The 25,913-nt window shown below is 41.4% G+C and carries 34 protein-coding genes and 1 riboswitch; of the genes, 30 read left to right on the top strand and 4 right to left on the bottom strand.

Going from position 1 to position 25,913, the window contains the following annotated elements; translation table 11 throughout:
* The first annotated feature begins 46 nt into the window (after positions 1-46).
* The 17 genes from fur (at position 47) to lysA (ending at position 13,420) form a co-directional block, all read left to right on the top strand.
* The gene (gene fur, locus NST24_RS11020) at positions 47-499 is read left to right on the top strand and encodes a ferric iron uptake transcriptional regulator (RefSeq protein ID WP_342461767.1); all 453 of its coding nucleotides are present in this window, start codon (positions 47-49) and stop codon (positions 497-499) included.
* A 117-nt stretch (positions 500-616) separates the two neighbouring features.
* Positions 617-844, top strand: a complete 228-nt coding sequence (locus tag NST24_RS11015) for a YqzK family protein (protein ID WP_024718934.1) — start codon at positions 617-619, stop codon at positions 842-844.
* Between the two features lie 6 nt (positions 845-850).
* Positions 851-1,741, top strand: coding sequence for a site-specific tyrosine recombinase XerD (xerD, locus tag NST24_RS11010; RefSeq protein ID WP_007501057.1), 891 nt, complete (start codon positions 851-853; stop codon positions 1,739-1,741).
* A gap of 153 nt (positions 1,742-1,894) precedes the next feature.
* Complete coding sequence (gene deoB, locus NST24_RS11005; RefSeq protein WP_025207568.1) at positions 1,895-3,079, top strand: phosphopentomutase; 1,185 nt, start codon at positions 1,895-1,897, stop codon at positions 3,077-3,079.
* Between the two features lie 11 nt (positions 3,080-3,090).
* Complete coding sequence (locus NST24_RS11000; RefSeq protein WP_342461766.1) at positions 3,091-3,903, top strand: purine-nucleoside phosphorylase; 813 nt, start codon at positions 3,091-3,093, stop codon at positions 3,901-3,903.
* 126 nt (positions 3,904-4,029) lie between these two features.
* Positions 4,030-5,217, top strand: a complete 1,188-nt coding sequence (locus NST24_RS10995) for a D-alanyl-D-alanine carboxypeptidase family protein (RefSeq protein ID WP_041091986.1) — start codon at positions 4,030-4,032, stop codon at positions 5,215-5,217.
* 157 nt (positions 5,218-5,374) lie between these two features.
* The gene (spoIIAA, locus tag NST24_RS10990; RefSeq protein ID WP_342461765.1) at positions 5,375-5,728 is read left to right on the top strand and encodes an anti-sigma F factor antagonist; all 354 of its coding nucleotides are present in this window, start codon (positions 5,375-5,377) and stop codon (positions 5,726-5,728) included.
* Positions 5,725-6,165 carry an anti-sigma F factor gene (gene spoIIAB / locus NST24_RS10985; RefSeq protein ID WP_007501052.1) on the top strand — a complete coding sequence of 147 codons (441 nt, stop codon included), beginning with the start codon at positions 5,725-5,727 and terminating at the stop codon, positions 6,163-6,165. Before spoIIAA ends, spoIIAB begins: the two co-directional genes overlap by 4 nt.
* 12 nt (positions 6,166-6,177) lie before the next feature.
* Positions 6,178-6,945, top strand: coding sequence for an RNA polymerase sporulation sigma factor SigF (gene sigF, locus NST24_RS10980; RefSeq protein ID WP_007501051.1), 768 nt, complete (start codon positions 6,178-6,180; stop codon positions 6,943-6,945).
* A 114-nt stretch (positions 6,946-7,059) separates the two neighbouring features.
* The gene (locus NST24_RS10975; RefSeq protein WP_024718931.1) at positions 7,060-7,680 is read left to right on the top strand and encodes a stage V sporulation protein AA; all 621 of its coding nucleotides are present in this window, start codon (positions 7,060-7,062) and stop codon (positions 7,678-7,680) included.
* Positions 7,670-8,086 (top strand): stage V sporulation protein AB, encoded by a 417-nt coding sequence (locus tag NST24_RS10970; RefSeq protein ID WP_007501049.1) that lies wholly within the window; start codon positions 7,670-7,672, stop codon positions 8,084-8,086. The genes NST24_RS10975 and NST24_RS10970 overlap by 11 nt, the downstream gene beginning before the upstream one ends.
* Before the next feature lie 20 nt (positions 8,087-8,106).
* Positions 8,107-8,559, top strand: a complete 453-nt coding sequence (spoVAC, locus tag NST24_RS10965) for a stage V sporulation protein AC (protein WP_024718929.1) — start codon at positions 8,107-8,109, stop codon at positions 8,557-8,559.
* A gap of 12 nt (positions 8,560-8,571) precedes the next feature.
* Positions 8,572-9,588 (top strand): stage V sporulation protein AD, encoded by a 1,017-nt coding sequence (gene spoVAD, locus NST24_RS10960; protein WP_024718928.1) that lies wholly within the window; start codon positions 8,572-8,574, stop codon positions 9,586-9,588.
* Positions 9,588-9,938 carry a stage V sporulation protein AE gene (spoVAE, locus tag NST24_RS10955; RefSeq protein ID WP_007501045.1) on the top strand — a complete coding sequence of 117 codons (351 nt, stop codon included), beginning with the start codon at positions 9,588-9,590 and terminating at the stop codon, positions 9,936-9,938. The genes spoVAD and spoVAE overlap by 1 nt, the downstream gene beginning before the upstream one ends.
* Positions 9,939-9,944: 6 nt before the next feature.
* Positions 9,945-10,553, top strand: coding sequence for a stage V sporulation protein AE (locus NST24_RS10950; protein WP_007501044.1), 609 nt, complete (start codon positions 9,945-9,947; stop codon positions 10,551-10,553).
* Positions 10,507-11,979 (top strand): spore germination protein, encoded by a 1,473-nt coding sequence (locus NST24_RS10945; RefSeq protein WP_007501043.1) that lies wholly within the window; start codon positions 10,507-10,509, stop codon positions 11,977-11,979. Before NST24_RS10950 ends, NST24_RS10945 begins: the two co-directional genes overlap by 47 nt.
* Positions 11,980-12,094: 115 nt before the next feature.
* Positions 12,095-13,420 carry a diaminopimelate decarboxylase gene (gene lysA / locus NST24_RS10940; RefSeq protein ID WP_039165814.1) on the top strand — a complete coding sequence of 442 codons (1,326 nt, stop codon included), beginning with the start codon at positions 12,095-12,097 and terminating at the stop codon, positions 13,418-13,420.
* 40 nt (positions 13,421-13,460) lie between these two features.
* Here lysA and NST24_RS10935 read toward each other — a convergent pair whose 3' ends face one another.
* Positions 13,461-14,345 (bottom strand): DUF1002 domain-containing protein, encoded by an 885-nt coding sequence (locus NST24_RS10935; protein ID WP_008344446.1) that lies wholly within the window; start codon positions 14,343-14,345, stop codon positions 13,461-13,463.
* 321 nt (positions 14,346-14,666) lie between these two features.
* Here NST24_RS10935 and NST24_RS10930 point away from each other — a divergent pair, with 321 nt between their 5' ends.
* Positions 14,667-15,104: a peptidylprolyl isomerase gene (locus NST24_RS10930; protein ID WP_007501040.1), complete on the top strand. Its 438-nt coding sequence runs from the start codon at positions 14,667-14,669 to the stop codon at positions 15,102-15,104.
* Between the two features lie 31 nt (positions 15,105-15,135).
* Here NST24_RS10930 and NST24_RS10925 read toward each other — a convergent pair whose 3' ends face one another.
* The gene (locus NST24_RS10925) at positions 15,136-16,398 is read right to left on the bottom strand and encodes an MFS transporter (RefSeq protein WP_058336690.1); all 1,263 of its coding nucleotides are present in this window, start codon (positions 16,396-16,398) and stop codon (positions 15,136-15,138) included.
* A gap of 250 nt (positions 16,399-16,648) precedes the next feature.
* Here NST24_RS10925 and NST24_RS10920 point away from each other — a divergent pair, with 250 nt between their 5' ends.
* The 7 genes from NST24_RS10920 (at position 16,649) to NST24_RS10890 (ending at position 20,997) form a co-directional block, all read left to right on the top strand.
* Complete coding sequence (locus NST24_RS10920) at positions 16,649-17,230, top strand: TetR/AcrR family transcriptional regulator (protein ID WP_017359789.1); 582 nt, start codon at positions 16,649-16,651, stop codon at positions 17,228-17,230.
* Between the two features lie 200 nt (positions 17,231-17,430).
* A complete protein-coding gene (locus tag NST24_RS10915; RefSeq protein ID WP_017359788.1) occupies positions 17,431-17,667 on the top strand; it encodes a DUF2164 domain-containing protein in 237 nt (78 codons plus the stop codon).
* A 234-nt stretch (positions 17,668-17,901) separates the two neighbouring features.
* Complete coding sequence (locus NST24_RS10910) at positions 17,902-18,246, top strand: hypothetical protein (protein WP_008344451.1); 345 nt, start codon at positions 17,902-17,904, stop codon at positions 18,244-18,246.
* Positions 18,247-18,359: 113 nt separating this feature from the next.
* Positions 18,360-18,501: riboswitch (FMN riboswitch) on the top strand.
* A 252-nt stretch (positions 18,502-18,753) separates the two neighbouring features.
* Positions 18,754-19,404: a riboflavin synthase gene (ribE, locus tag NST24_RS10905; RefSeq protein WP_138278694.1), complete on the top strand. Its 651-nt coding sequence runs from the start codon at positions 18,754-18,756 to the stop codon at positions 19,402-19,404.
* A gap of 11 nt (positions 19,405-19,415) precedes the next feature.
* Positions 19,416-20,039, top strand: a complete 624-nt coding sequence (gene ribB, locus NST24_RS10900; RefSeq protein WP_017359786.1) for a 3,4-dihydroxy-2-butanone-4-phosphate synthase — start codon at positions 19,416-19,418, stop codon at positions 20,037-20,039.
* 26 nt (positions 20,040-20,065) lie between these two features.
* A complete protein-coding gene (gene ribE, locus NST24_RS10895; RefSeq protein WP_007501031.1) occupies positions 20,066-20,530 on the top strand; it encodes a 6,7-dimethyl-8-ribityllumazine synthase in 465 nt (154 codons plus the stop codon).
* A gap of 113 nt (positions 20,531-20,643) precedes the next feature.
* On the top strand, positions 20,644-20,997 hold the full coding sequence (locus NST24_RS10890; protein ID WP_017359785.1) for a GNAT family N-acetyltransferase: 354 nt from the start codon (positions 20,644-20,646) through the stop codon (positions 20,995-20,997).
* 225 nt (positions 20,998-21,222) lie between these two features.
* Here NST24_RS10890 and NST24_RS10885 read toward each other — a convergent pair whose 3' ends face one another.
* Both NST24_RS10885 and NST24_RS10880 read right to left on the bottom strand, forming a co-directional pair.
* The gene (locus tag NST24_RS10885; protein ID WP_039165804.1) at positions 21,223-21,747 is read right to left on the bottom strand and encodes a DUF309 domain-containing protein; all 525 of its coding nucleotides are present in this window, start codon (positions 21,745-21,747) and stop codon (positions 21,223-21,225) included.
* Positions 21,748-21,835: 88 nt separating this feature from the next.
* Positions 21,836-21,928: a YjcZ family sporulation protein gene (locus NST24_RS10880; protein WP_008359694.1), complete on the bottom strand. Its 93-nt coding sequence runs from the start codon at positions 21,926-21,928 to the stop codon at positions 21,836-21,838.
* A gap of 210 nt (positions 21,929-22,138) precedes the next feature.
* On the opposite strand from NST24_RS10880, the gene NST24_RS10875 reads away from it, so the two are divergent.
* The 5 genes from NST24_RS10875 to NST24_RS10855 all read left to right on the top strand — a co-directional run bounded on the left by NST24_RS10875 (position 22,139) and on the right by NST24_RS10855 (position 25,910).
* Complete coding sequence (locus NST24_RS10875; RefSeq protein ID WP_007501021.1) at positions 22,139-22,897, top strand: segregation/condensation protein A; 759 nt, start codon at positions 22,139-22,141, stop codon at positions 22,895-22,897.
* Positions 22,887-23,480 (top strand): SMC-Scp complex subunit ScpB, encoded by a 594-nt coding sequence (gene scpB / locus NST24_RS10870; protein ID WP_008344462.1) that lies wholly within the window; start codon positions 22,887-22,889, stop codon positions 23,478-23,480. The genes NST24_RS10875 and scpB overlap by 11 nt, the downstream gene beginning before the upstream one ends.
* Before the next feature lie 113 nt (positions 23,481-23,593).
* A complete protein-coding gene (locus tag NST24_RS10865; RefSeq protein ID WP_017367524.1) occupies positions 23,594-24,073 on the top strand; it encodes a YpuI family protein in 480 nt (159 codons plus the stop codon).
* 110 nt (positions 24,074-24,183) lie between these two features.
* Complete coding sequence (locus tag NST24_RS10860) at positions 24,184-25,335, top strand: D-alanyl-D-alanine carboxypeptidase family protein (protein WP_342461764.1); 1,152 nt, start codon at positions 24,184-24,186, stop codon at positions 25,333-25,335.
* Positions 25,323-25,910, top strand: a complete 588-nt coding sequence (locus tag NST24_RS10855; protein ID WP_007501015.1) for a nucleoside recognition domain-containing protein — start codon at positions 25,323-25,325, stop codon at positions 25,908-25,910. The genes NST24_RS10860 and NST24_RS10855 overlap by 13 nt, the downstream gene beginning before the upstream one ends.
* Positions 25,911-25,913 lie beyond the last annotated feature (3 nt).

The following is a 25,913-nucleotide window of genomic DNA, read 5'->3' as shown; positions in this document are numbered from 1 at the left end:
TCATTTGATATAATGATCAAGTAATGTGGCGTAGGAGGGAAAGTCAATGGAAAATCGGATTGATCGAATTAAGAAACAGCTTCATTCTTCCAGCTATAAGCTCACGCCACAGCGTGAAGCAACAGTAAGAGTACTGCTTGAGAATGAAGAAGACCATTTAAGTGCAGAAGATGTATACCTCCTCGTAAAAGAGAAGTCTCCTGAAATTGGTCTTGCTACTGTTTATCGGACGTTAGAATTGCTTACTGAACTGAAAGTTGTTGATAAAATTAACTTTGGAGACGGCGTTTCGCGATATGATCTTCGCAAAGAAGGAGCCGCTCACTTCCATCACCATCTTGTCTGTATGGAATGCGGAACAGTCGATGAGATAGAAGATGATTTATTAGAAGATGTTGAAGAAATTATTGAACGCGACTGGAAATTTAAAATTAAGGATCATAGATTGACATTCCATGGTATTTGCCACCGGTGTCATGATTATGAATCCGGCAAATAATCCGAATTGGAACCTTTTCATTCAAAATGAAAAGGTTTTTTGCATGTTCGCTGTATATTCCTTGTCCCACCTGGCATATGCTGAAGTAATGAGAACACGAGAAAGGACATGAAGAACATGCGAAAATGGCTCAAAACAACAGGTGAAGTAATGAAAGTATTTATCTTGTTCACTGGTTTTACCGTACTGTTCTATTATGCTATGATATGGATAAATTCAGAATATGAAAGCTATCATCGTTATGATAAACCAGAAGGTGCAGCGATAAAAGTGATGGAAATGGATCAGCCGAAACAAGACAGGTGGCAGGATCGATTGATTTATTTTTATCAAAACGGGGAGTAGAAACCATTGAAGGATCAATTATCCGACTTTATTCATTTTATGACAGTAGAGAGAGGACTCTCTGAAAATACCATTGTCTCTTATAAAAGAGATTTACAGAACTATTTGTCTTTTTTAATGACGCATGAACAATTGACAGATGTAAAAGACGTCACACGCCTTCATATTATTCATTATTTAAAACAGTTAAAAGACGAGGGGAAATCGAGTAAAACGTCCGTCCGTCATCTATCATCGATACGCTCCTTTCATCAATTTTTGCTCCGTGAAAAAGTGACAACAGATGACCCGTCATGGAACATTGAATCACAAAAAACAGAGCGGAAATTACCGAAAGTTCTATCATTAGATGAGGTAGAAAAGCTGCTCGATACACCTAAGCAGCAAACACCATTTGACTACCGTGACAAAGCCATGCTCGAACTTTTATATGCAACAGGTATTCGCGTAAGTGAAATGCTTGATTTGACTCTTGCAGATGTGCATCTGACCATGGGGTTTATCCGCTGTTTTGGAAAAGGAAGAAAAGAGCGAATCGTGCCTATTGGTGAAGCTGCTGCAAGTGCGATTGAAGTGTATATAGAAAAAGGAAGAAACAAGCTGCTCAAAAAACAGCCGGCCGATGCCTTGTTTCTGAATCATCACGGAAAAAAAATGTCGCGGCAGGGCTTTTGGAAGAACTTAAAGAAACGAGCCATAGAAGCAGGTATTCAAAAAGAATTGACGCCTCATACGCTCAGGCATTCATTTGCGACACATTTGCTTGAAAACGGTGCGGATCTTAGAGCCGTACAGGAAATGCTCGGACATGCCGATATTTCTACTACACAAATTTACACACATGTCACAAAAACAAGATTAAAAGACGTGTATCACAAATTCCATCCAAGGGCATAAGTAAAGCATGGCACGGTGAACGTGTATCATGCTTTTTTATGTTTGGACCGTTTATGGTTGTCAATTGACTTGAAAACGGTTTATACTTGAGATGTCTGACCTCTCCAGTTGTGAAAGGTGAAAGGACAAGAATATTGAAGGAGGCGCTTTTTTATGCCTGATTATCAGTATAAACGCATTTTCCTCATTGTGATGGATTCAGTAGGAATCGGGGAAGCACCTGATGCTGCTGATTTTAATGATGTAGGTGCAGATACACTTGGACATATTGCTGAAAAAATGAACGGGCTTCATATGCCGAATATGGCGAAGCTTGGGCTAAGTCATATTAAAGAAATTAAAGGAATTCCAGCGGACGAAAAACCGCTTGCGTATTATGGGAAAATGCAAGAAGCATCCAACGGGAAAGACACAATGACAGGGCATTGGGAAATCATGGGTCTGTACATCGACACACCATTTAAAGTCTTTCCAGACGGCTTTCCAGATGAACTGTTAAATGAATTAAAAGAAAAAACAGGGCGCGGCATCATTGGAAATAAACCAGCGTCTGGTACAGAAATTTTGGATGAGCTTGGCGAAGAGCATATGAAAACAGGCGATTTAATCGTTTATACTTCAGCAGATTCTGTGCTGCAAATTGCTGCACACGAAGAAGTTGTGCCATTAGACGAACTTTACCGCATTTGCGAAATCGCACGTGAACTGACTTTAGATGAAAAATATATGGTAGGGCGCATCATCGCTCGTCCATTTGTCGGGGAGCCGGGGGCATTTGTTAGAACACCAAATCGTCATGACTATGCATTAAAACCATTCGACCGTACCGTCATGAATGAATTGAAAGATGATGGACTTGATGTCATTGCGATCGGAAAAATCTCTGATATTTATGATGGTGAAGGAATCACCTCTTCACTCAGAACGAAATCCAACATGGATGGAATGGACAAGCTAGTGGAGACGCTGAAAACAGACTTTACTGGGCTGAGCTTCTTAAATCTTGTCGACTTTGATGCGCTTTATGGACATAGAAGAGATCCAGAAGGCTACGGTAAGGCACTAGAGGAATTTGACGCACGTCTACCTGAAGTGTTTGATCTATTAAAAGAGGATGATCTGCTTGTGATCACAGCAGATCACGGAAATGACCCGGTTCATCACGGAACAGATCATACAAGAGAATACGTTCCGCTTATTGCTTACAGCAAAAAGCATCAAGAAGCGAATGAGCTGCCAACAGCGAAAACATTTGCTGATCTTGGGGCAACGGTAGCAGATAATTTTAAATCAACGCTGCCAAAATACGGAACAAGCTTTTTATCTAAACTCAAATAGGGGGAAATCACGTGGGAGCACAGTTTTCAGAAGCGGCGGCATATATTAAACAAGCATCGACATATGTACCAACAGTTGGATTGATTTTAGGTTCAGGTCTTGGCGTTTTAGCCGATGAGATTGAAAATCCAATCAAATTAAAATATGAAGATATTCCTGGATTCCCTGTTTCAACAGTAGAAGGGCATGCAGGCCAGCTCGTCATTGGAACGCTGAAAGGCACGGTCGTTTGTGCCATGCAAGGACGTTTCCATTACTATGAAGGGTATGATATGAAGCAGGTGACATTTCCTGTCCGTGTAATGAAAGAAATCGGCATTGAGACATGTATTGTGACAAATGCAGCGGGCGGTGTGAATACGTCCTTCCATCCTGGCGATCTTATGTTGATTACAGATCATATCAATATGATGGGAACCAATCCGTTAATTGGACCAAACGACAGTCAAGGGGTTCGTTTCCCTGATATGTCTGCACCGTATGATAAAGATTTGTTGGCACTTGCAGAGAAAACGGCTAAACATTTAGGCATATCTGTGCAGCAAGGGGTTTATGCAGGAATGACAGGCCCTTCATATGAAACACCGGCAGAGGTTCGTTTCCTCAGAACGCTTGGCGCTGATGCAGTCGGTATGTCGACTGTGCCAGAAGTGATTGTGGCACGTCATGCAGGCATAAAAGTACTTGGTATTTCATGCATCTCTAATGCGGCTTCAGGTATTTTAGATCAGCCGCTTTCTCATGATGAAGTGATCGAAGTGACGGAAAAAGTGAAAGCAAGTTTCCTTGATTTAGTGAAAGAAGTTGTCAAACAACTCTCATAGATCGTGTGAAAGAGCCTTCTGTTCATGAAACAGAGGGCTTTTTTTTATGGCAATCAAACGATCTCTGAATAAAACAGCCTTTATGAGGAAAAAATAGAAAGGATTACGATAATGGAGGTCTGCCACTTGAAACGTCATATATGTGCATTGTTTATTTTAATGATCCTTATCTCAATGGTTTCACCATCAGCGATGGCAAAAGAAAAGATTGAAAAGCCAGGAGAAAAACAAACATCAGAATTGGCGCATGAAGCCAAATCAGCGATTTTAATGGAACGTGACACGGGAAAAGTGCTTTACAACAAAAACAGTGATGAAAAACTTGCCCCTGCAAGTATGACCAAAATCATGACGATGCTTCTCATCATGGAAGCGATGGATCAAGGGAAATTAAAAATGACTGATAAAGTAAGAACGAGCGATCATGCAGCATCTATGGGAGGCTCGCAAATTTTCCTTGAACCGGGAGAAGAAATGACGGTTAAAGACATGCTAAAAGGCATTGCGATTGCGTCAGGAAACGATGCTTCAGTTGCCATGGCAGAACATATTGCTGGATCTGAAGAACAGTTTGTTGAGCAGATGAACAAAAAGGCAAAAGAGCTTGGACTCACCTCAACGGTCTTTCAAAATCCAACAGGACTTCCTGAAAAAGATCATTACAGCACGGCTCATGATATGGCAAAAATGGCGAAAGAGCTGTTGAAATATGAAGAGATCACCAAGTTCACAGGTGTATACGAAGACTATCTTCGTCAGAACACGGATAAAAAATTCTGGCTTGTGAATACAAACCGTCTCATTAAATTTTATCCAGGTGTGGATGGGGTGAAAACAGGGTTTACAGGCGAGGCGAAATACTGTCTAACTGCATCTGCTAAAAAAGGCAACATGCGCGTGATTGCTGTTGTATTCGGCGCAAGCACACCAAAAGACAGAAATGCTCAAGTCGTCAAAATGCTGGATTACGCCTTTAGTCAATATACAACGCATCCTCTGTACAAGCGTGGTCAAGATGTAGCAGAGATCAAAGTGAGCAAAGGGAAAAAGAAAAAAATTCAGCTTGTCACGTCTGAACCGATTTCTCTTCTAACGAAAAAAGGCGAAAATGTCGATCAGATCAAAAAAGAAATTAAATTAACTCAAGATGTCACAGCCCCATTTTCAAAAGGAACGAAACTTGGCACCATCATCTTGAAAAAAGATGGAAAAGTGCTTCATGAAAGTCCTGTTGAAGCGAAAGAAGATATGGAAAAAGCCGGTGTTTGGACGTTCTTCAAACGGGCTATGGCCGAATTTGTTAAATGGAAGTAAAAGGTGAAAGACTGCTGCAACTGGCAGTCTTTTTTGCTATGAACGAAAAGAACATCTAAATGTGACGAATGATCACTAGTTTTGTCATGGTGAAGGATTTGCATGTGAAGAAAGAGAAACATTCTTTATCCGAAAATAGAGCAAGGAGGAAGAAAAGATGAGCCTTGATATTGATTTTCAAATAAAAGAGAGCGTACTTTGCATTCGGTTGACAGGGGAGCTTGATCATCACTCCGCAGAGACATTGAGACAAAAGGTGACGAATTATTTGGAAACAGAGGACATTCGCCACATTGTGCTGAATTTAGCTGATTTATCGTTTATGGACAGCTCTGGGCTCGGAGTGATTTTAGGAAGATACAAAGAAATTAAACAACTTGGCGGTGAAATGGTCGTCTGTGCGATCTCGCCAGCGGTGAACCGTTTATTTGATATGTCCGGCTTGTTTAAAATTATTCGTATGGAACCTTCAGAGCAAACTGCGCTGCAAACATTGGGGGTGGCATCATGACAAATGAAATGAATCTGACTTTTTCTGCTTTAAGTCAAAACGAATCCTTTGCGAGAGTAACGGTGGCAGCATTCATCGCTCAGCTTGATCCAACATTAGATGAGCTAACAGAAATCAAAACCGTTGTATCAGAGGCGGTCACGAACTCGATCATTCACGGGTATGACGGGAATCCAGACGGCAAGGTGCACATTAGCGTTACACTGGATGACCATATTGTGTATCTGACGATTCGAGACGAAGGTATGGGCATTTCAGATCTTGAGGAAGCAAGGCAGCCGCTTTTTACGACGAAACCAGACTTAGAGCGCTCCGGGATGGGCTTTACGATCATGGAGAACTTTATGGATGATGTCATGGTGGACTCATCTCCAGAAATGGGCACAACGATCCGCTTAACAAAGCATCTATCAAAAAGCAAAGCGCTTTGTAATTAAGGAGCTGCTCATATGGATGTGGAGGTAAAAAAGCAAGCAAAAAAAGCACAGCTGTCTAATGATGAAGTGAAACAGCTCATCAAAAAAAGCCAAGACGGAGATCAACAAGCAAGAGACCTCCTCGTAGAAAAAAACATGCGTCTTGTTTGGTCCGTTGTTCAGCGCTTTTTAAATAGAGGATATGAACCAGATGATCTGTTCCAAATAGGCTGTATTGGCCTGCTGAAATCTGTTGATAAATTTGATTTGTCTTATGATGTGAAGTTTTCGACGTATGCCGTTCCAATGATCATTGGTGAAATTCAGCGTTTCATTCGTGATGATGGAACCGTCAAAGTCAGCAGGTCTTTAAAGGAACTTGGAAATAAAATCAGGCGGGCAAGGGACGAATTGTCTAAATCTCATGGCAGAATGCCGACTGTTCAGGAAATCGCTGAATATCTGGACATCACACCTGAGGATGTTGTCCTTGCTCAAGAAGCGGTCCGCTCACCATCATCTATTCATGAAACCGTGTATGAAAATGACGGCGATCCGATTACGTTGCTCGATCAAATTGCCGATCATTCAGAAGAAAGATGGTTTGATAAAATTGCGCTAAAAGAGGCGATTAAAGAATTAGAAGAGCGTGAGAAACTGATTGTCTATTTAAGGTATTATAAAGACCAAACACAATCAGAAGTAGCAGAAAGACTCGGAATTTCCCAAGTGCAAGTCTCACGGCTTGAAAAGAAAATTTTAAAACAAATTCAAATGCAAATGGATCAAAAGGACAGCTAGCCAATTCGGCTGGCTTTTTTTGTGTGGTAATTACCGGTAAATCAAGTTCTTTCAGTATGAGAACCATTTTTCACCACATACTATTTTTAACCCATCGTATAGGAAGTGACTTGGATGGACGGACAAATCTTTATTCGGCTGCGCCATCGGATTAAGACTGGTAATGATCAGCTTATTTATTTAGAGGATATCGCCCAAATCACTGGAGATGACAGTGCTGTGCAAAAGCTGAGCAAAATGCCGATATACCATGTCAGCAAAAAGGATCGTCACATCGTTGTGTTAGATATCATGCATGTGGTCAAAACGATCAAAAAAACATGGCCTGACATTGACATTCAAACAGTCGGAGGCTCAGAAGCCATTGTTGAAATAGACACAGGCAAACGCCAGCTGTCCCCCGTATTATTCGTGTTTGTATGGCTCCTCTTATTTGTCGGAGCGGCCCTTGCCATCATGAATTTCCATGAGGATGTTAGTATGCGACTTGTTCATATCCGCCTTTACGAGATGATTACTGGAAACACGGTTGAGCATCCGTATTTATTACAAATTCCATATAGCTTTGGACTCGGTTTTGGCATGATTTTATTTTTCAATCATGTGTTTAAAAAGCGTTTAAACGAAGAGCCAAGCCCGCTTGAAGTGGAAATGTTTAAATATCAGCTCGATCTTGATCATTATGTCGCACTCAATGAAAACAAAGAAACATTGAAAGATATCCATGATCGGTAAATGGCTTTTTGTGGTGCTTGTTGGGCTCGGCGGCGGTTTAACGGTAGGGGCAGGATTTGTGGCGTTTCTTACAGTGCTTGGTATTATCCCTCGATTAATGCAATTAACGAAAACGCAGCGTTTTATTCAAGGATATGAGGCTGCCGTGATAAGTGGAGCGGTCGTTGGCGGCTGGGCTACTTTAAGTCAAGTCCATTTGCATTTATCCAAATGGCTGGCGCTACCGATCGGTCTTTTATCTGGCATTTTTGTCGGCATGCTTGCTGCCGCACTCACAGAAGTGTTAAATGTACTTCCTATCTTAACGAAAAGAATTGGAATGGACGGGAAAATTGTGCTGCTGCTCATGGCCATCGTCTTAGGAAAGGTGTTTGGCTCGCTATTTCATTGGCTTATTTATATTTAAAAATGTGGAGGGAACAACACGTGTCAAGTTTAAAAGAGAACTATCCATCTAAAGTGAAAACGTATCAGCCGAAACCTCCTTATGTACTGAACTGCATCAAGGCTTTTCTTGTCGGCGGTTTGATTTGTGCGATAGGCGAGGGATTGCAAAATTTCTATATTACTTTTTTTGATTTTAATGAGAAGACAGCAGGGAATCCAACGGTGGCGACCCTTATTTTAATTTCTTCTATTTTAACTGGTATTGGTATTTACGATAAAATCGGCCAGTTTGCTGGAGCGGGATCAGCTGTCCCGGTGACAGGATTTGCAAATAGCATGACAAGTGCGGCTCTTGAGCATAAAAGTGAAGGGCTTGTGTTAGGTGTAGCGACCAACATGTTTAAACTAGCTGGGAACGTCATTGTGTTTGGTGTCGTCTCGGCATATGTCGTAGGGATTATTCGATACGTCTTGGAAAAGATGTTTTCGTAGGAGGAATAAAACGTGAAACTAACAGGTAAGCAATCTTGGGTATTTGAACACAAGCTTTATGTGAATGCGGAAGGAACAGCTGCAGGACCGAAAGAAAAAGAAGGCCCAATCGGTCATCTCATTGATAAAACCTATGATGAAATGCACTGTTATCAAAAGAACTGGGAAATGGCTGAAAGGCAGCTCATGGATGATGCCATATCAATGGCCTTATCAAAAGCGAATTTGCAAAAAAGTGATATTGACCTTTTGCTGGCAGGAGATTTACTGAACCAAAACGTGACAGCCAACTATGTGGCAAGAGAACTCAAAATCCCGTTTCTTTGTTTATTTGGTGCCTGCTCCACATCTATGGAATCAGTCGCCATTGCCTCAGCGTTAATAGATGGTGGGTTTGCCAATAGAGCACTTGCTGCGACAAGCAGTCACAATGCGACGGCAGAGCGGCAATTCCGTAATCCAACAGAATATGGCGGGCAAAAACCAGATACAGCCACAAGTACAGTGACAGGGAGCGGTGCTGTCGTCATCAGCCAAGAACCTTCCCAAATTCAAATTACAAGTGCCACTGTCGGACGGGTGATGGATCTTGGGATTACAGATCCATTCGATATGGGTTCGGCTATGGCGCCTGCAGCGGCAGACACAATCAAACAACATTTAGAAGACTTAGGAAGAACAGTAGATGATTATGATCTCATCCTAACAGGAGATCTATCTGGAATTGGATCGCCTATTTTAAAGGATCTTCTGAAAGAAGATGGCATTCAGCTTGGACGGAAGCATGATGATTGCGGATTAATCATATACACACCTGATCAAAATGTATTCGCTGGAGGCAGCGGCTGTGCCTGCTCAGCTGTCGTGACATTCAGTCACATCTTTCAAGAAATGAAAGCAGGGAATTTGCAAAGAGTATTGGTTGTAGCAACCGGGGCGCTTCTCAGCCCAATGATGGTTCAGCAAAAAGAGACCATTCCAACCATTGCGCACGGAGTTGTATTTGAGCGTGCAGGAGGAGAAAGCTAATGGATTATTTGATTGCTTTTGTTGCAGGCGGACTGATTTGCGTAATCGGCCAGCTTTTACTTGATGTACTGAAACTCACACCGGCACATGTCATGACGACCTTTGTTGTGGCGGGGACGATTTTAGACGGGTTTGGTATTTATGATAAATTTATTGAATTTGCAGGAGCGGGTGCTACCGTCCCTATCGTAAGCTTTGGTCATAGCTTGCTTCATGGGGCGATGCATCAGGCCGATGTCCACGGATTTATTGGAATCGGAATTGGGATTTTTGAGTTAACCTCTGCTGGAATATCAGCTGCGATTTTATTTTCATTTATCATTGCACTTATCTTTAAACCGAAAGGATAACCTAATATGGGGCAAAGACGCAAAGTCATTTTAGTGACAGACGGAGATATATATGCTGCCAAAACGATTGAGCTTGTCGCAAAGAAAGTCGGCGGAAGATGTATTTCCAGCTCAAAAGGGAATCCGAGCAAACGAACAGGGCCAGAACTGGTCCAGATGATTTTAAAAACGCCGTATGACCCAGTGTTTGTCATGTTTGATGATTCTGGCCTAACAGGTGAAGGAACAGGGGAGACGGCTATGAAGCACGTAGCACGTCACCCTGAAATTGAAGTGATTGGCGCCATTGCAGTGGCATCTAAAACCCATCAAGCGGAATGGACAAAGGTACATGTCTCCATTGACCGGGAAGGTGAACTGACAGAATACGGCGTTGACAAACATGGACTTCCAGAAATGGAACCACACAAAATGAGTGGAGATACAGTGTATTGTCTCGATTCACTACAGCTTCCGATTGTTGTCGGCATTGGAGATATTGGCAAGATGGGACGGAAAGATGATCTAAGCAAAGGGTCCCCCATCACAATGAAGGCAGTCGAATTAATTTTAGAAAGGAGCGGTTTCCATGAAGAAAGACAAGGTGCACGTGTACCGAGATCCGAAGAAAAATGAAGATTTTTTCAAAGACAATGTCGGGATGGGTCTCAGCTTTGACCTTGGCGTTCGGAAAATTTATGTCCATGATCAGGAAATCCAGCTTTACTATGTAAATGGATTATGTGATACACAATATGTGATCTATTTATTAAAAGAACTGATTGAAATCAATGACAATGAACCTGAATCAGATGATCTTGCACGTGTGGTAGAAAACCGTCTTGTCAATCAGCAAGTCTCAAAAGTTGAAACACTTGATGAAGCAGTGGATCAAGTGTTGTCTGGACTTGTGGCAGTCGTTGTCGAAGGTGAAAATTACGCATTTATTATTGACGTCAGGAGCTACCCTGGCAGAATGCCGGAGGAACCGGATACAGAAAAGGTTGTCAGAGGTGCAAGAGACGGCTTTGTTGAAAACATCATTGTGAACACAGCACTCATTCGCAGAAGAGTGCGGGATGAAAAACTGCGATACAAAATGCTTAAAGTAGGCGAGCGTTCTAAAGCAGACGTTTGTGTTTGTTATATTGAAGACATAGCTGACCCTGATCTTGTTGATATTATCGAAAAAGAAGTGTCTGGGATTAAAGTTGACGGACTGACGATGTCTGATAAAACAATAGAAGAATTTATCATTAAGCAAGGATATAATCCCTTCCCGCTTGTGCGATACACCGAGCGCCCAGATGTAGCCGCTAACCATATATTAGAAGGGCATGTCATCATCATTACGGATACATCTCCTAGTGTCATCATTACACCAACCACTATTTTTCATCACGTTCAACATGCTGAAGAATACCGCCAGGCGCCAGCAGTTGGGACTTTTTTAAGATGGGTGCGTTTTTTAGGCATCTTATGTTCTACTTTTCTTTTGCCGATCTGGTTTCTTTTTATTCTAGAACCGAATCTTCTGCCAGACAATCTAAGCTATATTGGATTTAACAAACCTTCTCATATCCCTGTCATTCTCCAAGTATTCCTTGCTGATTTTGGGGTGGAATTTTTACGAATGGCGGCGATTCATACGCCGACCGCCTTGTCGACTGCCATGGGCTTGATTGCAGCTGTCTTAATTGGACAAATTGCAATTGATGTCGGTTTATTTACACCAGAGGTCATATTATACGTCTCGCTAGCAGCCATCGGTACATTCACCACTCCAAGTTATGAACTGAGTGTCGCTAATAAAATCATCCGACTGATCATATTAGCACTAGTAGCGATCTTTAAGCTGAATGGACTGATCATCGGTTTTACGCTGTTACTTATTTATTTAACATCCATTCGTTCCTTACAGACGCCTTATATGTGGCCGTTCATTCCTTTTAATGGAAAGGCTTTGTGGCAAGTGCTCATTCGGACGTCTGTTCCTGGCTCAAAAGTAAGGCCAAGCATCGTTCACCCTCAGAACAGATCAAAAATTCCGCCAAATTCTTAACGCTCGTTGAAAGTGGCTGAAGATTGTGATATTGTATTTTTAACTTTGAGAAACGGCAAAAGGCAGCTTGTGCAGCTGTCTTTTTTCAGCCGAGGCGGAGAAAGAGGGAATGACATTGTATTTACACGGCACTTGCAGACAAAATGAACTCGGACATTTAGAAATTGGTGGTGTTGATGCCGTTTCTTTAGCTGAAACGTATGGGACACCACTTTATGTATATGATGTGGCTTTAATACGGGAGCGTGCAAAAAGCTTTCAGAAAGCATTTATTGAAGAAGAACTAAAGGCTCAGGTGGCATATGCGAGTAAGGCGTTTTCTTCTATTGCCATGTTCCAGCTGGCAAAAGAAGAAGGCTTATCACTTGATGTCGTTTCAGGCGGGGAGCTGCACACGGCCATTTGTGCCGGGTTTCCTGTAGAAAAAATTCATTTCCATGGTAACAACAAAAGCAGAGAAGAATTAAAGATGGCATTAGCGCATGGAATCGGCTGTATTGTTGTTGATAATTTCTATGAAATCAACCTCATTGAACAGCTTGGACAAGAGCTGTCAAAACAGGTGAAAGTACTCCTCCGCATCACGCCGGGCGTTGAAGCACATACGCATGACTATATTACAACAGGTCAAGAAGATTCAAAATTCGGTTTTGATCTTCATAATGGACAAGCAGACGAAGCGGTCAAACAAGTGCTTAAATCAGAAGTGATCGAGCTCTTAGGTGTTCATTGTCATATCGGCTCACAAATTTTTGATACAGCTGGTTTTGTCCTTGCGGCAGATAAGATTTTCTTGAAGCTAGATGAATGGAGAGAATCATTTGGATTTATTTCCACAGTGCTGAACTTAGGCGGAGGCTTTGGCATCCGTTATACAGAAGAGGACGAACCACTTCCAGCAACTGAATACGTGGAGAAAATTATTCAAGCGGTGAAAGAAAATGTAGCCCGCTATGAGTTTAAGATGCCTGAAATTTGGATTGAGCCAGGCCGCTCACTTGTTGGAGATGCGGGAACCACTCTTTATACGATTGGTTCATCAAAACATGTACCTGGCATTCGCGATTATGTAGCCATTGACGGCGGAATGAGTGATAACATTCGACCAGCTTTATATCAAGCAAAATATGAAGCAGCGAGCGCCAATAAAATGAGCCAAACGCATGATCAAACTGTGTCCATTGCAGGCAAATGCTGTGAAAGTGGAGATATGCTCATTTGGGATATTGATCTGCCAGAGTTATCACAGGGAGACTTGTTAGCTGTCTTTTGTACAGGAGCTTATGGCTACAGCATGTCAAACAACTATAACCGCATCCCGCGCCCGGCTGTAGTATTTGTAGAAGATGGGGAAGCGCAGCTTGTCGTTGAGCGTGAGACATATGAGGACATTGTCAAATTGGATTTACCTTATCAATCAAAAGTGAAATCATCGACTTAAAAAAAGCTGCCTGATCATCAGGCAGCTTTTTCTATGACATTTATTTTCCACCAGTAAATACAGAGACGATCGCGTTCCAAATAGATACAAAGAAATCCCAAATCTTCTGTAGAAGGTTTTTCCCTTCATCTGATTCTATGAATTTTGTAATCTTGTCTTTTGCTTTATCAATTTGAGATCCGACTTGTTTCCAATCGATATTGATATTTTTCATCTTATCAAAGAGAGAGACAAGTTGATCTTTTTGGTCTTGCGTTAGATTTAAGTTCAAATCAGAAGCGGCTTGATCTACTTTTTCTTCCACTTCTTTTGTTGTTTTAGGAACTCCATTTTTGGCAATGTCATCTTTGATTTTTGCAATCAGGGCAGAAGCATTGTCTTTTCCAATAGAGTCTCCCAGTTTAGATGTTGTTACAAGTTCTTCGTTTGCCACCTGTTTCACATCTTCGGGAATGGCTTTGTCGCTTGACACTTCATAGGCTTTTAATAGACCTGTCAGTGCTGCTGTACCAGATACTTCAAACGGCGCCGTCACGACAACCTTTGCATCTTTCACGCCTGCGGTCATTAAAGCATTTAAATACATCTCATCTGTAATGGTCTTAATGTTATGTGTATCCACGGTCAGACCCGTACCTGATTTTTCAATGGTGATGGATGAAGATGATAATGCTCTCGTCCCGATAGAAGAACGAGGGATATACTTTCCTAAATATTCGTGCTCTTCTTTATTGGTTACTTCAATTTTTGTCGCATTTTCAGGTGGATTCAACTCGTCAAGCACCTTCTGACGATCAGCCGGTGTTAAGTCTTGCCCGAGTGTGACGATGACATCGCCGACAGCTGCATCCGCTAAGCTGACTTTTGGCGCACCAATCAGTAAAAGGAGCGCTGCCATCATACCAAGCATTGTTTTTTTAAACATGTTGACCTCCTTCAAGTCGAAAGCGTTTCTCGAGGGTGAGAAACTCATCTTTTGAGTACATGATTTGAATCGTACTCCATCATATAGACGTAACAAATCAGTCTGACGTTTCAATTTTCTTTTAAAGATGTTTGAAACCTCCAATATGATGAAGTGATTTGCTCAGTCTGTGATCATTTCCTTAGGAGAAAAGGATCAAGCTCTTTTATTTTATCAATGATGGCAAAAGAGGTAAATCACATTCGACAAGCAGGGGATGTTTAACATCACTGAAAATGTGCTATAATGAGCGTTGTTTAACCTGAAAGGAGAATGTGAAAAATGGCGAAAAAAGGATACATACAATTAACGAATGGAAAGAAAATTGAGTTTGAACTTTACCCAGAGGCTGCTCCAGGTACAGTAGCAAACTTTGAAAAATTAGCGAATGAAGGCTTCTACGATGGATTGAAATTCCACCGCGTGATCCCAGGGTTCGTAAGCCAAGGCGGCGATCCAAACGGTAATGGAACTGGAGGACCTGGTTACACAATTAAATGTGAAACAGAAGGAAACCCTCATCAGCACGAGAGAGGTTCATTATCAATGGCACACGCTGGTAAAGACACTGGCGGCAGCCAATTCTTTATCGTACATGACCCACAGCCGCACTTAAACGGTGTTCACACTGTTTTTGGTAAAGTAACATCTGGTATCGAAGCTGTTCTTGATATGGAACAAGGACAAGGCATGGAAAAAGTCGAAGTGATCGATGCTTAATCCAAAACACCGCTTAATTGCGGTGTTTTTTTTATTTTACATCTGATGTTCCTGTGATCTGTGCCGTGAAGCGGTAGGTGATCATCCAATATAAAAGGGCTAAGGCGCTGATAGAGGCTCCAAATAGACATACCCCATTCCAGCCAGCGTTTGCGTATATGTTAGTTGATACAATAGAACCGAGCGCACTGCCAAGGGAATAAAAAATCATATAAGCAGCAGTCAGCCGGCTTCTCGCCTCAGGCCGGACCATGAAAATCATACTTTGATTGGTCACATGAACGGCCTGCACAGATAGGTCAAGAATGACTATACCAACGATTAATAAAATGAGGGAATATTCAGTGAAAAAAATAAAACACCATGAAAAGAGTAATAGGACAAGGGCGATGCACGTTGTTAACTGTCCTAAGCCTCGATCAGCAAGGCTCCCAGCTCGAGCGGCACCTAATGCTCCGGCAACTCCAGCAAGGCCAAATGCACCAATTGCCGTATGTGACAGATTGTATGGCGTAGTGCTGAGAGGCAGCACAAGTGAAGTCCACAGCGTGCCAAACACAACAAAGATCAGAAAACCCAGTACGCCACGAATACGTAGAATTCGTTCTTGTCTGAACAATATAAACATTGAAGCGAGCAAGTTCACATAGGATATGGAGACTCTCTTGCTGTCAGCACGCGGAAGATACCGGTACAACACGCCAGTTATGATCAGCATCATCACGCCGGAAACGAGATAGACTGATCTCCAGCCGGCGAGATCGGTTAGTACACCAGCAAACGTTCGTGCGAGAAGAATACCAATCACAATTCCACTTTGAACCAAGCCCACTATGCGGCCACGTTCTTCAGGAGCGGCCCATGTCGCTGCGAATGCTACAAGTACCTGAGTGACTACAGCGAGCAGTCCCACCGCAGCTAGTCCTATGAACAGGACGGTGGCGGTAGGGGCGATACCGACTAGAATGAGAGATAACACGGATACTAGCATTTGAGCTACGATGAGCCGCCGTTGGTTGAACAGATCACCAAGTGGTACGATCAGTAGCAGTCCTAGCGCATAACAAAGCTGAGTAATCGTAATGACCATACCAACGGATGAATAGCTGATACCAAACTCGGATGCGAGGGAGTCTAATAATGGCTGTGCAAAGTATATGTTTGCAACTGCCATCCCTGAGGCTGTCGAAAACAGTAGAGCCATATTGCGAGTCATCGTTGATCGGGTGTTTATTTGTAAATGAGTCGTTTCCAGATCAGAATGTTCAACGGCATTCATTTTTTCTTTTTTCATGCATGTCATCCTCTCTTTTTGTACTAAATAGTATAATATACTGTTTGGTATAAAATAATTCCTGTTAAGGATAACCAGAGAAACGTTTTAAAGTCAAGATGATGTAGTGAAGATCTTGAGATGGGCAGTCGGTTTGACAATGATACGTCAATAAAATAAAATGATAATGTACCGATGAGTAAAAAATCCTTATAAGAAATAGATGATTGATTTAGTGAAGAGGTTTTTATGATAGAAATGAGGGTTGATGATGGTTCGACAACGGGAATTTGATGAGGAAAAAGCGTTAGATGAGGCCTTGTTGCTTTTTTGGGAGAAGGGGTACAGAGCCACTACATTAAGCGACTTAACTGCAAAAATGGGAATACAGCGGCCAAGCTTATACTCAGCGTTCGGTGATAAAGAGGAATTGTTTGAAGCGGCATTACGCAAATATACAACTCAGCATGCTGCCCACATTCGAACAAAACTTCAAAACAATCTATCTGTAAAGGAAGCATTTCATACATTATTTGCTGAATTAGTAGAAGAGGAATATGGACATGGGCCGAGTAAAGGGTGCTTTTGCATCAATACAATAGTCGAGCTTGCCCCACACGAAGAGAAATTTGAAATTCTCACAAGAGAGCATCAGATGTATCTTTCGGTCATTTTTGAAGAAAAAATTGTACAAGGTATTCGCTCAGGTGAGCTCGAAAGCAGTCTGAATGCCAAAGCCTTAGCACAGGCGCTGGTTGTTTCTTTTATTGGACTTACAGTTCTCATGAAATCTCGCCCAGAGCGTTCATTTGTAGATCATTCTGTAGCGACGATCCTATCCATATTGAAATAAATAGTTTATATAAAGAAAGCGTATTTTGATCAATTGATTAAAACACGCTTTTTCTTTTAGGGTGTGATGGACACGTTTTTGTGATATGATAAGAGAACAAATATTCGTATTCGTGAGTGTCACCATATGTAGCTCTAAAAATAAGTGAAAGTGCACATCTAAAAAGCGTTTGATCATGCTGTAAGAAAGCAGGAGATACTTTGAAACCATTAACAAAAGAAGAAAAAAATCAGATGATGATTGCCATTCAGCGTTACTTTGCTGAAGAACGAGAAGAGGAGATTGGTGAATTAGCAGCCATCAATATATTAGAATTTATCACAAAACATCTTGGAAGCTACTATTATAATCAAGGGGTTCGTGACAGCCGAAATATCGCTGTTCAAAGATCTCAATTGTTAGAGGAAGATCTATTCGCATTAGAGAAAAGAATATAATCAAAAAGCTCGTCTTTCTTGTTTACCCTGCTAACAGATAAAGAGGAAAAAAGACCCCCTTAATAAAGAACGCATATTCGTATCATATGTAATGATGAAAAGGTGGAACCAAAAGTCCATTTGAATCGTTATATAAGTAACCATTAATGAAAATCAGCTTTTTTGGTTTTATTTCATCAAAAGAAGGAATAGAACATACAAATAGGCGAAGTGCAGATGATGGAGGTTCTAGATATGGGGAAAATTAAATTGAAAATCGCAATCTTATTTGTTTTACTGCTTTGTTTAGGCGCAGGTTATTTATACATGAATGGCATGAAAATTGAAGATGTGCCAACAGCCATTGGCGAAAGTTTAACGAATAATGATAAAGATTACACCATCTATGAATATACCATTACAAAAATTGATGGTGATGAGTATTACGGTCAAGCCAAAAATGGCACGAAAATCATTTTTAATGGGAAGAAATTTGAAGATGATGTGGCCGATCTGAAAAAAGGCGATCGTATTAAAGCATACTTTAGTAATGAAAAAAGAATAGACGGTCTTATAAAAGTAGTAAAAGTCGTCAATTAACAAGTCTCCTTTCCTATAGGGAGGCTTTTTTTATGAACAGGTGATAAATCTTGATTGTTGCATTTGACCACAAGGATCGCTATAATAGCCCCTAAGGACAGCTAAATATCGATTGTATCCTTCGGGGCAGGGTGAAAATCCCGACCGACGGTAATAAAGCAAATGCTTTACAGCCCGTGACCCGTTAATTTATTAACGGTTGATTCAGTGAGAAGCTGAAGCCGACAGTGAAAGTCTGGATGGGAGAAGGATAACGAGAGCTATGTATGAACAAAAAATATGTGTTGATCATAGTTTTATTTCTAATGCAAAAAAACCACAGCCCCGGAATTTTTCCGGGGCTTTCTGTATGTCAATATAGTCATCGCATGCAGTGTTTATTAGGTGATCCCTCATTTACCTTGTATGGACCATAAAAAGCGACGAAGGTGTTCAATCGATCACATGTCCCGAACATCGCTTTTTCATAAAGTGAGAAATACAAAAGAAAGAGAAAGGGAGGATCACATGTTTACGGGGATTATTGAAGAAGTGGGTACAGTCCAGTCATTGAGCAAAAGATCCGCAGATGCCATGGAAATTATCATCAAGTGCAGTCGTGTACTAGAAGATGTTCACCTAGGCGATAGTATCGCCATCAATGGCGTTTGTCTCACTGTCACAAGCTTCACAAAAGAACAGTTTGCGGCAGATGTGATGCCTGAGACGGTCAAAGCGACATCACTTGATCAGCTTGCGCCAGGTAGCCAAGTGAATTTAGAGCGAGCGATGTCATCAAATGGACGATTCGGCGGTCATTTTGTTTCAGGCCATGTTGATGGAACGGCTGTGATTACCCGTGTAGAAAAGAAGAGTAATGCCATTTACTATGATTTGAAAATGGACAAGACCCTCACAGATATGCTCACAAAAAAGGGATCGATCGCAATAGACGGCGTCAGCTTGACTATTTTCGATTTGCGAGATGCTCATGTGACAGTTTCTATCATTCCACATACGCTTGAAGGAACTATTTTCCCGACTAAAACTATGGGGGATGTAGTAAATATTGAATGTGACATGATCGGTAAATACATTTATCGCTTTTTAACAAAAGAGCAAAACGAAAAGCAGCCATCACGATTAACCCCATCATTTTTAAAAGAGCACGGATTCTAGGAGGCGATTGTATGTATCATTCAGTTGATGAGGCAGTAAATGCCCTGAAACGAGGAGAAATCATTATCGTAGTAGATGATGAAGACAGAGAAAATGAAGGAGACTTTGTGGCACTTGCTGAGCATGCAACGCCAGAAGTCATTAACTTCATGGCTTTACATGGAAGGGGCCTTATTTGCACACCAGTTCATGCCTCGATTGCGAAACACTTGGATCTGCATCCCATGGTCGAGCGAAATACGGATGCACATCATACAGCATTTACAGTGAGCATCGACCATACGTCAACGACAACTGGTATAAGTGCTTTTGAGCGCTCAACGACCATATTGGCCATGTTAAATAAAGAGTCAAAACCAGAAGATTTTGCCCGCCCAGGTCATGTTTTCCCTCTTATTGCAAAAGAGGGAGGCGTAGTAGAAAGACCAGGTCATACAGAAGCGGCCGTTGATCTTGCTAAACTTGCGGGTTCAGTGCCAGCGGGTGTCATATGTGAAATTATGAATGCAGATGGAACCATGGCCCGCGTACCCGAACTACAAAAAATTCAAAAAGAACACGATTTAAAGATGCTGACGATTGAAGCATTGCAGGCATATATAAACAAGCAAACAACGACAATGAAAACAAAATAAAAATCACAAAAAAGGATGATGAACATATGAATACAATACAAGGTAATGTAGTAGCAGAAGGATTAAAGTTTGGAATCGTCGTCGCTAGATTTAATGATTTTATTACAAGCAAACTGCTAGATGGAGCAGAAGATACATTGCTCAGACACGGAGCAAACGGTGACGATATTGATGTCGTGTGGGTGCCGGGGGCTTTTGAAATTCCGTATATGGCAAAAAAACTAGCAGAAACAAAAAAATATGATGCAGTCATTACACTTGGAACCGTGATTCGCGGGGCAACATCACATTACGATTATGTTTGTAATGAAGCGGCTAAAGGAATCGCACAAAGTGCCATCTCAACAGGGGTGCCGATTATCTTTGGTGTACTGACAACAGAATCTATTGAACAAGCCATTGAAAGAGCCGGTACAAAGGCTGGAAATAAAGGCAGTGAATCGGCTGCAGCTGCTATTGAAATGGCCAACCTAAATCGAACGTTTCGTTAATTTGATGAAAAAGAGTTTAAAAACAACCTAAAAGTGTTTATAATGTGTGATGAGCAAGTGATTCATAAGACATTTGCTGGAGAATAGGATAATTTTAATATTGAGGGGTATATATGTTAATTCGTTACAAGAGGTCTTTTGAAAAAATTGCCATGGGACTCCTGTCCTTTATGCCGGGTGAGAAAGACGTCAAACAGCTTCAGCAGACGATAAAGTCGTATGAAATGGATGAAGATCGGCAGCTGTTCCTTTGGAAAGATGGTGAGGATATCGTCGGTGCGATTGGTGTGCTGAAAACAGACGACCAAGTACAAATCGAACATATTAGTGTCAATCCGTCCCATCGTGACCAAGGCATCGGCAAGGAAATGGTATTAGCCGTGGAAGAAGTATTCAAAACGAAAACACTCATTCCAAATGAATTAACGCAAGGCTTCTTTCATAAGTGTCACAATGAAACAAACTAAATATCACACATGTAAAAGCAGAGGTTATATGCCTCTGCTTTAGATTGTTGACAAAGGGCTAAAATGAACTTTATTTTAGCCCTTTGTCTTCCTTTTCAGCGTGATAGAAAACCTTTGCAGTCTAGGAAGGACGAGTACTGGAGCGGAGCGAATTCGATATTCGTGAGCACCGGCACGCAGGACTGACACCGAATGCGAGGGTTTGTCTACACGCTAGAGCAGAGGTTATATGCCTCTGCTTTTTTTACGTTCCATCTGCTTTTCACGTTCAAGCAATACGTCTGTCCGATCACGCAGTCTATGCTTTTCAATTAAGAATGTATGGGATAAGTTGCTCTCCTGTCCGAAGGTTAAGCCTTCTTTTTCCGCCATCTCTTGGCATAAAGAAAGAAGCGTTTCATCTCGGATTGGCAGCATCACACTTTCGTAGGGCGTGTCTTCATCGATTTTCTTTTTCAGTGTTCTCAGCAGTAAAAGAAATGCCTCTTCATCAAGACCTAATTCTGTTAGTACGTTCCGGTCCGAATCTAATATATGAAGGCTGTTTGAAATCAGCCGTTTTGCTCCTTTTCCATTTCCTCGTCTTTGATGATACAAAGCAACAGCAAGCTGAATGAGACCCACCCAGTACTTTTTGCGCTGATGAGGAGGATCTTCTTTCCAAAATTCTTCAAGAATTTCATGACACTCAAAATAATCTCTTGTCGTATGAAATTCATGTAAAAAAGCCACGTACGCTTTAGGATACACAGCGGTCATCTCCTTTTCCACTATCAGTCTAACATACCGAAAAGAAAAGAAGAAAGAGCGCCCCTTTATGAAAGGACGCTCTGTTTCTTTAATAAACCCAAGCCGCGCCAACGATGATCAGCAAGATGAACAGCACAACAATAAGCGCAAATCCTCCGCCGAAGTAATAACCATCTCCCATAATGTTACGGCCTCCTTTTTCATCAGTTCTGATTACAATGGTATTCTATGTATAAATGCCCTCATTGGTATGGGCGAATCCACTGTTTTTCTTTTTTTGCCTGCTGCCTCATGGTCGAAATTATATTGGACGAGAGCTTTATGGTGTCTTATACTAAAGGTTAGCCGATGAAAACGGTACTTAGAAGACAGTAGAAATGGTGAGAAAAGAATGCTGGAATATCAGGTGAAAATAGATTCGTTTGAGGGTCCTTTGGACTTGCTTTTACATTTAATTAACCGTTTGGAAATTGATATTTATGATATTCCCGTCGCTAAAATTACGGAGCAGTATTTATTATATGTCCACACGATGAGGGAGCTTGAACTGGATGTTGCAAGTGAGTATTTGGTGATGGCTGCAACTCTCCTCAGCATTAAAAGCAGAATGCTTCTTCCAAAACAAGAGGAAGAGCTGTTTGATGAAGACCTGATGGAAGAAGAAGAGGACCCTCGTGATGAGCTGATTGGCAAATTAATTGAATACCGCAAGTATAAAAATGCAGCGCAAGAACTGAAGGAACGTGAAGAAGAGCGGCAAAACGCCTTCACAAAACCACCAAGTGATTTAAGTGAATTTGCAAAAGAAGCAGAAGCGAAGGACACAAACTTACACGTCACGGTGTATGATATGTTAGGTGCGTTCCAAAAGGTATTGAACCGCAAAAAAATAACAAAACCAGCACCATCAAAGATTACAAGACAAGAAATCCCGATTGAAGACAAAATGAATGAGATTATGAACCATTTAAGAAAAACAAAAAAGCGAACCAATTTCATGACTTTGTTTCAACATGATCAAAAGGAACACCTTGTCGTGACGTTTCTTGCTGTTCTCGAATTGATGAAAAGCCATCAAATCATGCTGGAGCAGGAAGGAAACTTTGAAGATATTTATATCATAGGGAGTGAAACGATTCATGACGCTTGATATCGTGAATTGGAAAGCCATCTTAGAAGCGCTGCTATATGCAGCAGGTGACGAAGGCTTAACAAGAAAACAGCTCATGTCTGTTCTTGAAGTTGATGAGGCAGCGTTGCTTGATATTATGTCTGCCGTAAAGGAAGAATATCAAAAACAAGAACGAGGAATTGAGCTCATTGAATATGCAGATTCATACATGCTGCTGACGAAAAAAGAATACAGCGTATATTTAAAAAAATTAGTAGAGACACCATCGAAAGGTTTGTCACAGGCAGCGCTAGAAGTGCTCGCCATTGTCTCGTATAAACAACCGATTACACGCAGCGAAGTCGAGGAGATCAGAGGCGTTAAATCAGAACGAGTGCTGCATAGTTTAGTTGCCAAAGCACTGCTCTGTGAAGTAGGACGTGCCGATGGACCGGGACGAGCGATCCTTTATGGGACAACACCTACCTTTTTAGAGCAATTTGGTTTAAAAGCCTTAGATGAATTACCGCCACTTCCAGAGAATGTGGAAGCAGATGGGGTGCAAGAAGAGGCTGATCTCTTTTTTGAAAACTTCAATCAAACATTTGAAGAGATAAAATAGTTCAAAATAAGGAAAAATGTATGATAAAATATAAAAAAGATTTTAGGTCTAAAATCTTTATTTGAAAGATAAAATGGTGACAAAGCCATGAGGGGAAGGTAAACACGAAACAAATGGCACATATGAATGTAAAGGCTCAAGTTGATCAAGCAGGCGTTTTTTTATCAAAGGTTGCAGTTGAAGTGAATGATTTTCTGAACGAAGCTACCTTATCAAGCTTGAAACGATTAAACCCGGAAGCGGAAGCCTATTATTGTGACATATTAAGTACATTGCGGAAGCTTGCAGTTTATAGCGAGGATGCCGCGGCGGTTTGTAGGAAAATCAGGCAGCAGCAGACATTCCCGCAGCAAGCCGCACAGCAGACGCTTCATCGTATTTATCATCAATGTATTGAAGAATTTTTTACACCAAAAAAGGATACTTGGTATGAAGATAGCCGTTCAGCCTACACAGGAAAAAGCTGCATTGTTTTCCATCATGAAGTATCGGCTGAGGTCAAACGTTTGTTTTCTTCATTAGAAAAAGATTTTTTAACGATGAGAGAAGAGCTGGAATATACAACATCTCATCAGCAAATGAAAATGGTATAAAGAAGACAAGGCAACTCTCACATGAGAGTTGCTTTTTTTTATGGACGAGGCATCATAACTTTTTCAGCCGCGCATACACTTGTACAAAACGGACAAGGACGTGAATGAACATGCCCTATTTAAAAATTGGAACAGCAGTCCTTCTTCTATTAACACTCTTACTGCCTTTTTCCTCACACGCTCAAGCAGACGTCTCATTATCGGTGAGTGCGAGAAGCGCCATTTTAATAGATGGACAGTCAGGCAGAGTCCTATTTGGAAAGGACGAGCACGAAAAAAGAAGAATCGCCAGTATCACAAAAATTATGACGGCTGTATTAGCCATTGAATCAGGAAAAATGAACGACATGGTCATAGTGTCAAAACGTGCGATTCAAGCGGAAGGTTCTTCGATTTATTTAAAGGAAGGACAGAAGGTGAGTTTAGAAGACTTGACATACGGGCTCATGCTGCGCTCTGGAAATGATGCAGCTGTTGCCATTGCAGAACATGTTGGCGGCAGCTTAGAAGGGTTTATTTTTATGATGAACCAAAAGGCCTCTGAACTAGGCATGGAGAATACGAATTTTCAAAATCCGCATGGACTCGATGATCATAAAAACCATTATTCATCAGCTTATGATATGGCGATCTTAACGAAATACGCCATGAAGCATCAGCAATATCAAAAAATTGCCGGTACCACCTTTTATAAAGCAAAAACAATCGAGGGTTATTGGAAAAATAAAAACAAGCTGCTCACTGGTTTGTATCAATATTCGACAGGAGGGAAGACAGGATATACAAAACTTGCAAAACGCACACTTGTCTCCACAGCTGCAAAAGGAGATGCTGCGCTCATTGCTGTGACGATTAATGCACCGGATGACTGGAAGGATCATATCTCAATGTTTGAGTATGCATTTGATCACTATAAAACGTATGTGCTTGCTGAAAAAGGCAGGCTCGCTTCGTTAAAAGGGACTTTTTACGAAAAAAAAGCGTTTATTAAGCGGGATGTGGACTATTTACTAAATGAGGATGAGAAAAAACTAGTGGAAATCGAAACGGAAATGCTGACGCCTGAAAAGAAATGGGAGAAAAACAAAGAAGCGATCCCAGATGTAGTAGGGAAAATGACGTTTTTACTGGATGGTCAGGTGATTGAGCAAGTCCCCATTTTTTATGAAAACAAACGCAACCGAATGCCTCAAAAAAGTTTTCAAGAAATGTTTAAGTCTGTCTTTCAGACATCGATAGGCGGATCTTCATGGTCAATCTGATTTGGGTATTCCTCACGGTCATTGGTCTTGTCTATGCAATGTTTAACGGAACGATGCATGAAGTGAATGAAGCGGTCTTTAAAGGATCAAAAGAAGCGGTTACCATTTCAATTGGGTTGATTAGTGTTCTTGTATTCTGGCTAGGATTGATGAAGATCGCAGAAGAAGCGGGGTTGTTACATTTCTTTAGTAAATTATGCCGGCCCTTTATCTCAAAACTATTTCCTGAGATTCCTGCGAATCATCCAGCGATGGGGTATATTCTGTCCAATCTCATGGCAAATTTCTTTGGGCTTGGCAATGCTGCCACTCCACTTGGGATTAAGGCGATGGAGCAGATGAAAGCATTAAATGGCGGGAAAAATGAGGCGAGCCGGTCTATGATTACGTTTTTAGCAGTCAATACATCCTCTATCACACTTGTGCCAACGACTGTCATTGCCATTCGTATGACCTATGGCGCAGATCAGCCAACAGATATTGTAGGCCCAACCATTTTGGCGACACTTATTTCAGGTATCGGTGCGATTATGATTGATCGCTATTTCCACTATCGCAGAAGCAGGCGGGGGTGATCT

Origin of the sequence: Bacillus sp. FSL R5-0286, from assembly GCF_038593245.1 — a bacterium.
Taxonomy (GTDB): domain Bacteria; phylum Bacillota; class Bacilli; order Bacillales; family Bacillaceae; genus Bacillus; species Bacillus altitudinis.
This window is presented reverse-complemented; position numbering and strand designations above follow the sequence as displayed.

Excerpts from the sequence above, each read along its gene's own strand:
- scpB (WP_008344462.1), top strand. The coding sequence starts at position 22,887 with ATGACGCTTGATATCGTGAATTGGAAAGCCATCTTAGAAGCGCTGCTA.
- NST24_RS10970 (WP_007501049.1), top strand. The coding sequence starts at position 7,670 with ATGATCGGTAAATGGCTTTTTGTGGTGCTTGTTGGGCTCGGCGGCGGT.
- NST24_RS10925 (WP_058336690.1), bottom strand. The coding sequence starts at position 16,398 with ATGAAAAAAGAAAAAATGAATGCCGTTGAACATTCTGATCTGGAAACG.
- NST24_RS10860 (WP_342461764.1), top strand. The coding sequence starts at position 24,184 with ATGCCCTATTTAAAAATTGGAACAGCAGTCCTTCTTCTATTAACACTC.
- sigF (WP_007501051.1), top strand. The coding sequence starts at position 6,178 with ATGGATGTGGAGGTAAAAAAGCAAGCAAAAAAAGCACAGCTGTCTAAT.
- NST24_RS10930 (WP_007501040.1), top strand. The coding sequence starts at position 14,667 with ATGGCGAAAAAAGGATACATACAATTAACGAATGGAAAGAAAATTGAG.
- spoVAE (WP_007501045.1), top strand. The coding sequence starts at position 9,588 with ATGGATTATTTGATTGCTTTTGTTGCAGGCGGACTGATTTGCGTAATC.
- deoB (WP_025207568.1), top strand. The coding sequence starts at position 1,895 with ATGCCTGATTATCAGTATAAACGCATTTTCCTCATTGTGATGGATTCA.
- NST24_RS10950 (WP_007501044.1), top strand. The coding sequence starts at position 9,945 with ATGGGGCAAAGACGCAAAGTCATTTTAGTGACAGACGGAGATATATAT.
- NST24_RS10865 (WP_017367524.1), top strand. The coding sequence starts at position 23,594 with ATGGCACATATGAATGTAAAGGCTCAAGTTGATCAAGCAGGCGTTTTT.
- NST24_RS10920 (WP_017359789.1), top strand. The coding sequence starts at position 16,649 with ATGGTTCGACAACGGGAATTTGATGAGGAAAAAGCGTTAGATGAGGCC.
- NST24_RS10875 (WP_007501021.1), top strand. The coding sequence starts at position 22,139 with ATGCTGGAATATCAGGTGAAAATAGATTCGTTTGAGGGTCCTTTGGAC.
- NST24_RS10935 (WP_008344446.1), bottom strand. The coding sequence starts at position 14,345 with ATGTTTAAAAAAACAATGCTTGGTATGATGGCAGCGCTCCTTTTACTG.
- ribB (WP_017359786.1), top strand. The coding sequence starts at position 19,416 with ATGTATCATTCAGTTGATGAGGCAGTAAATGCCCTGAAACGAGGAGAA.
- NST24_RS10890 (WP_017359785.1), top strand. The coding sequence starts at position 20,644 with ATGTTAATTCGTTACAAGAGGTCTTTTGAAAAAATTGCCATGGGACTC.
- NST24_RS10880 (WP_008359694.1), bottom strand. The coding sequence starts at position 21,928 with ATGGGAGATGGTTATTACTTCGGCGGAGGATTTGCGCTTATTGTTGTG.
- NST24_RS11015 (WP_024718934.1), top strand. The coding sequence starts at position 617 with ATGCGAAAATGGCTCAAAACAACAGGTGAAGTAATGAAAGTATTTATC.
- ribE (WP_138278694.1), top strand. The coding sequence starts at position 18,754 with ATGTTTACGGGGATTATTGAAGAAGTGGGTACAGTCCAGTCATTGAGC.
- NST24_RS10855 (WP_007501015.1), top strand. The coding sequence starts at position 25,323 with ATGGTCAATCTGATTTGGGTATTCCTCACGGTCATTGGTCTTGTCTAT.
- spoIIAB (WP_007501052.1), top strand. The coding sequence starts at position 5,725 with ATGACAAATGAAATGAATCTGACTTTTTCTGCTTTAAGTCAAAACGAA.
- NST24_RS10910 (WP_008344451.1), top strand. The coding sequence starts at position 17,902 with ATGGGGAAAATTAAATTGAAAATCGCAATCTTATTTGTTTTACTGCTT.
- spoIIAA (WP_342461765.1), top strand. The coding sequence starts at position 5,375 with ATGAGCCTTGATATTGATTTTCAAATAAAAGAGAGCGTACTTTGCATT.
- ribE (WP_007501031.1), top strand. The coding sequence starts at position 20,066 with ATGAATACAATACAAGGTAATGTAGTAGCAGAAGGATTAAAGTTTGGA.
- NST24_RS10945 (WP_007501043.1), top strand. The coding sequence starts at position 10,507 with ATGAAGAAAGACAAGGTGCACGTGTACCGAGATCCGAAGAAAAATGAA.
- NST24_RS10975 (WP_024718931.1), top strand. The coding sequence starts at position 7,060 with ATGGACGGACAAATCTTTATTCGGCTGCGCCATCGGATTAAGACTGGT.
- fur (WP_342461767.1), top strand. The coding sequence starts at position 47 with ATGGAAAATCGGATTGATCGAATTAAGAAACAGCTTCATTCTTCCAGC.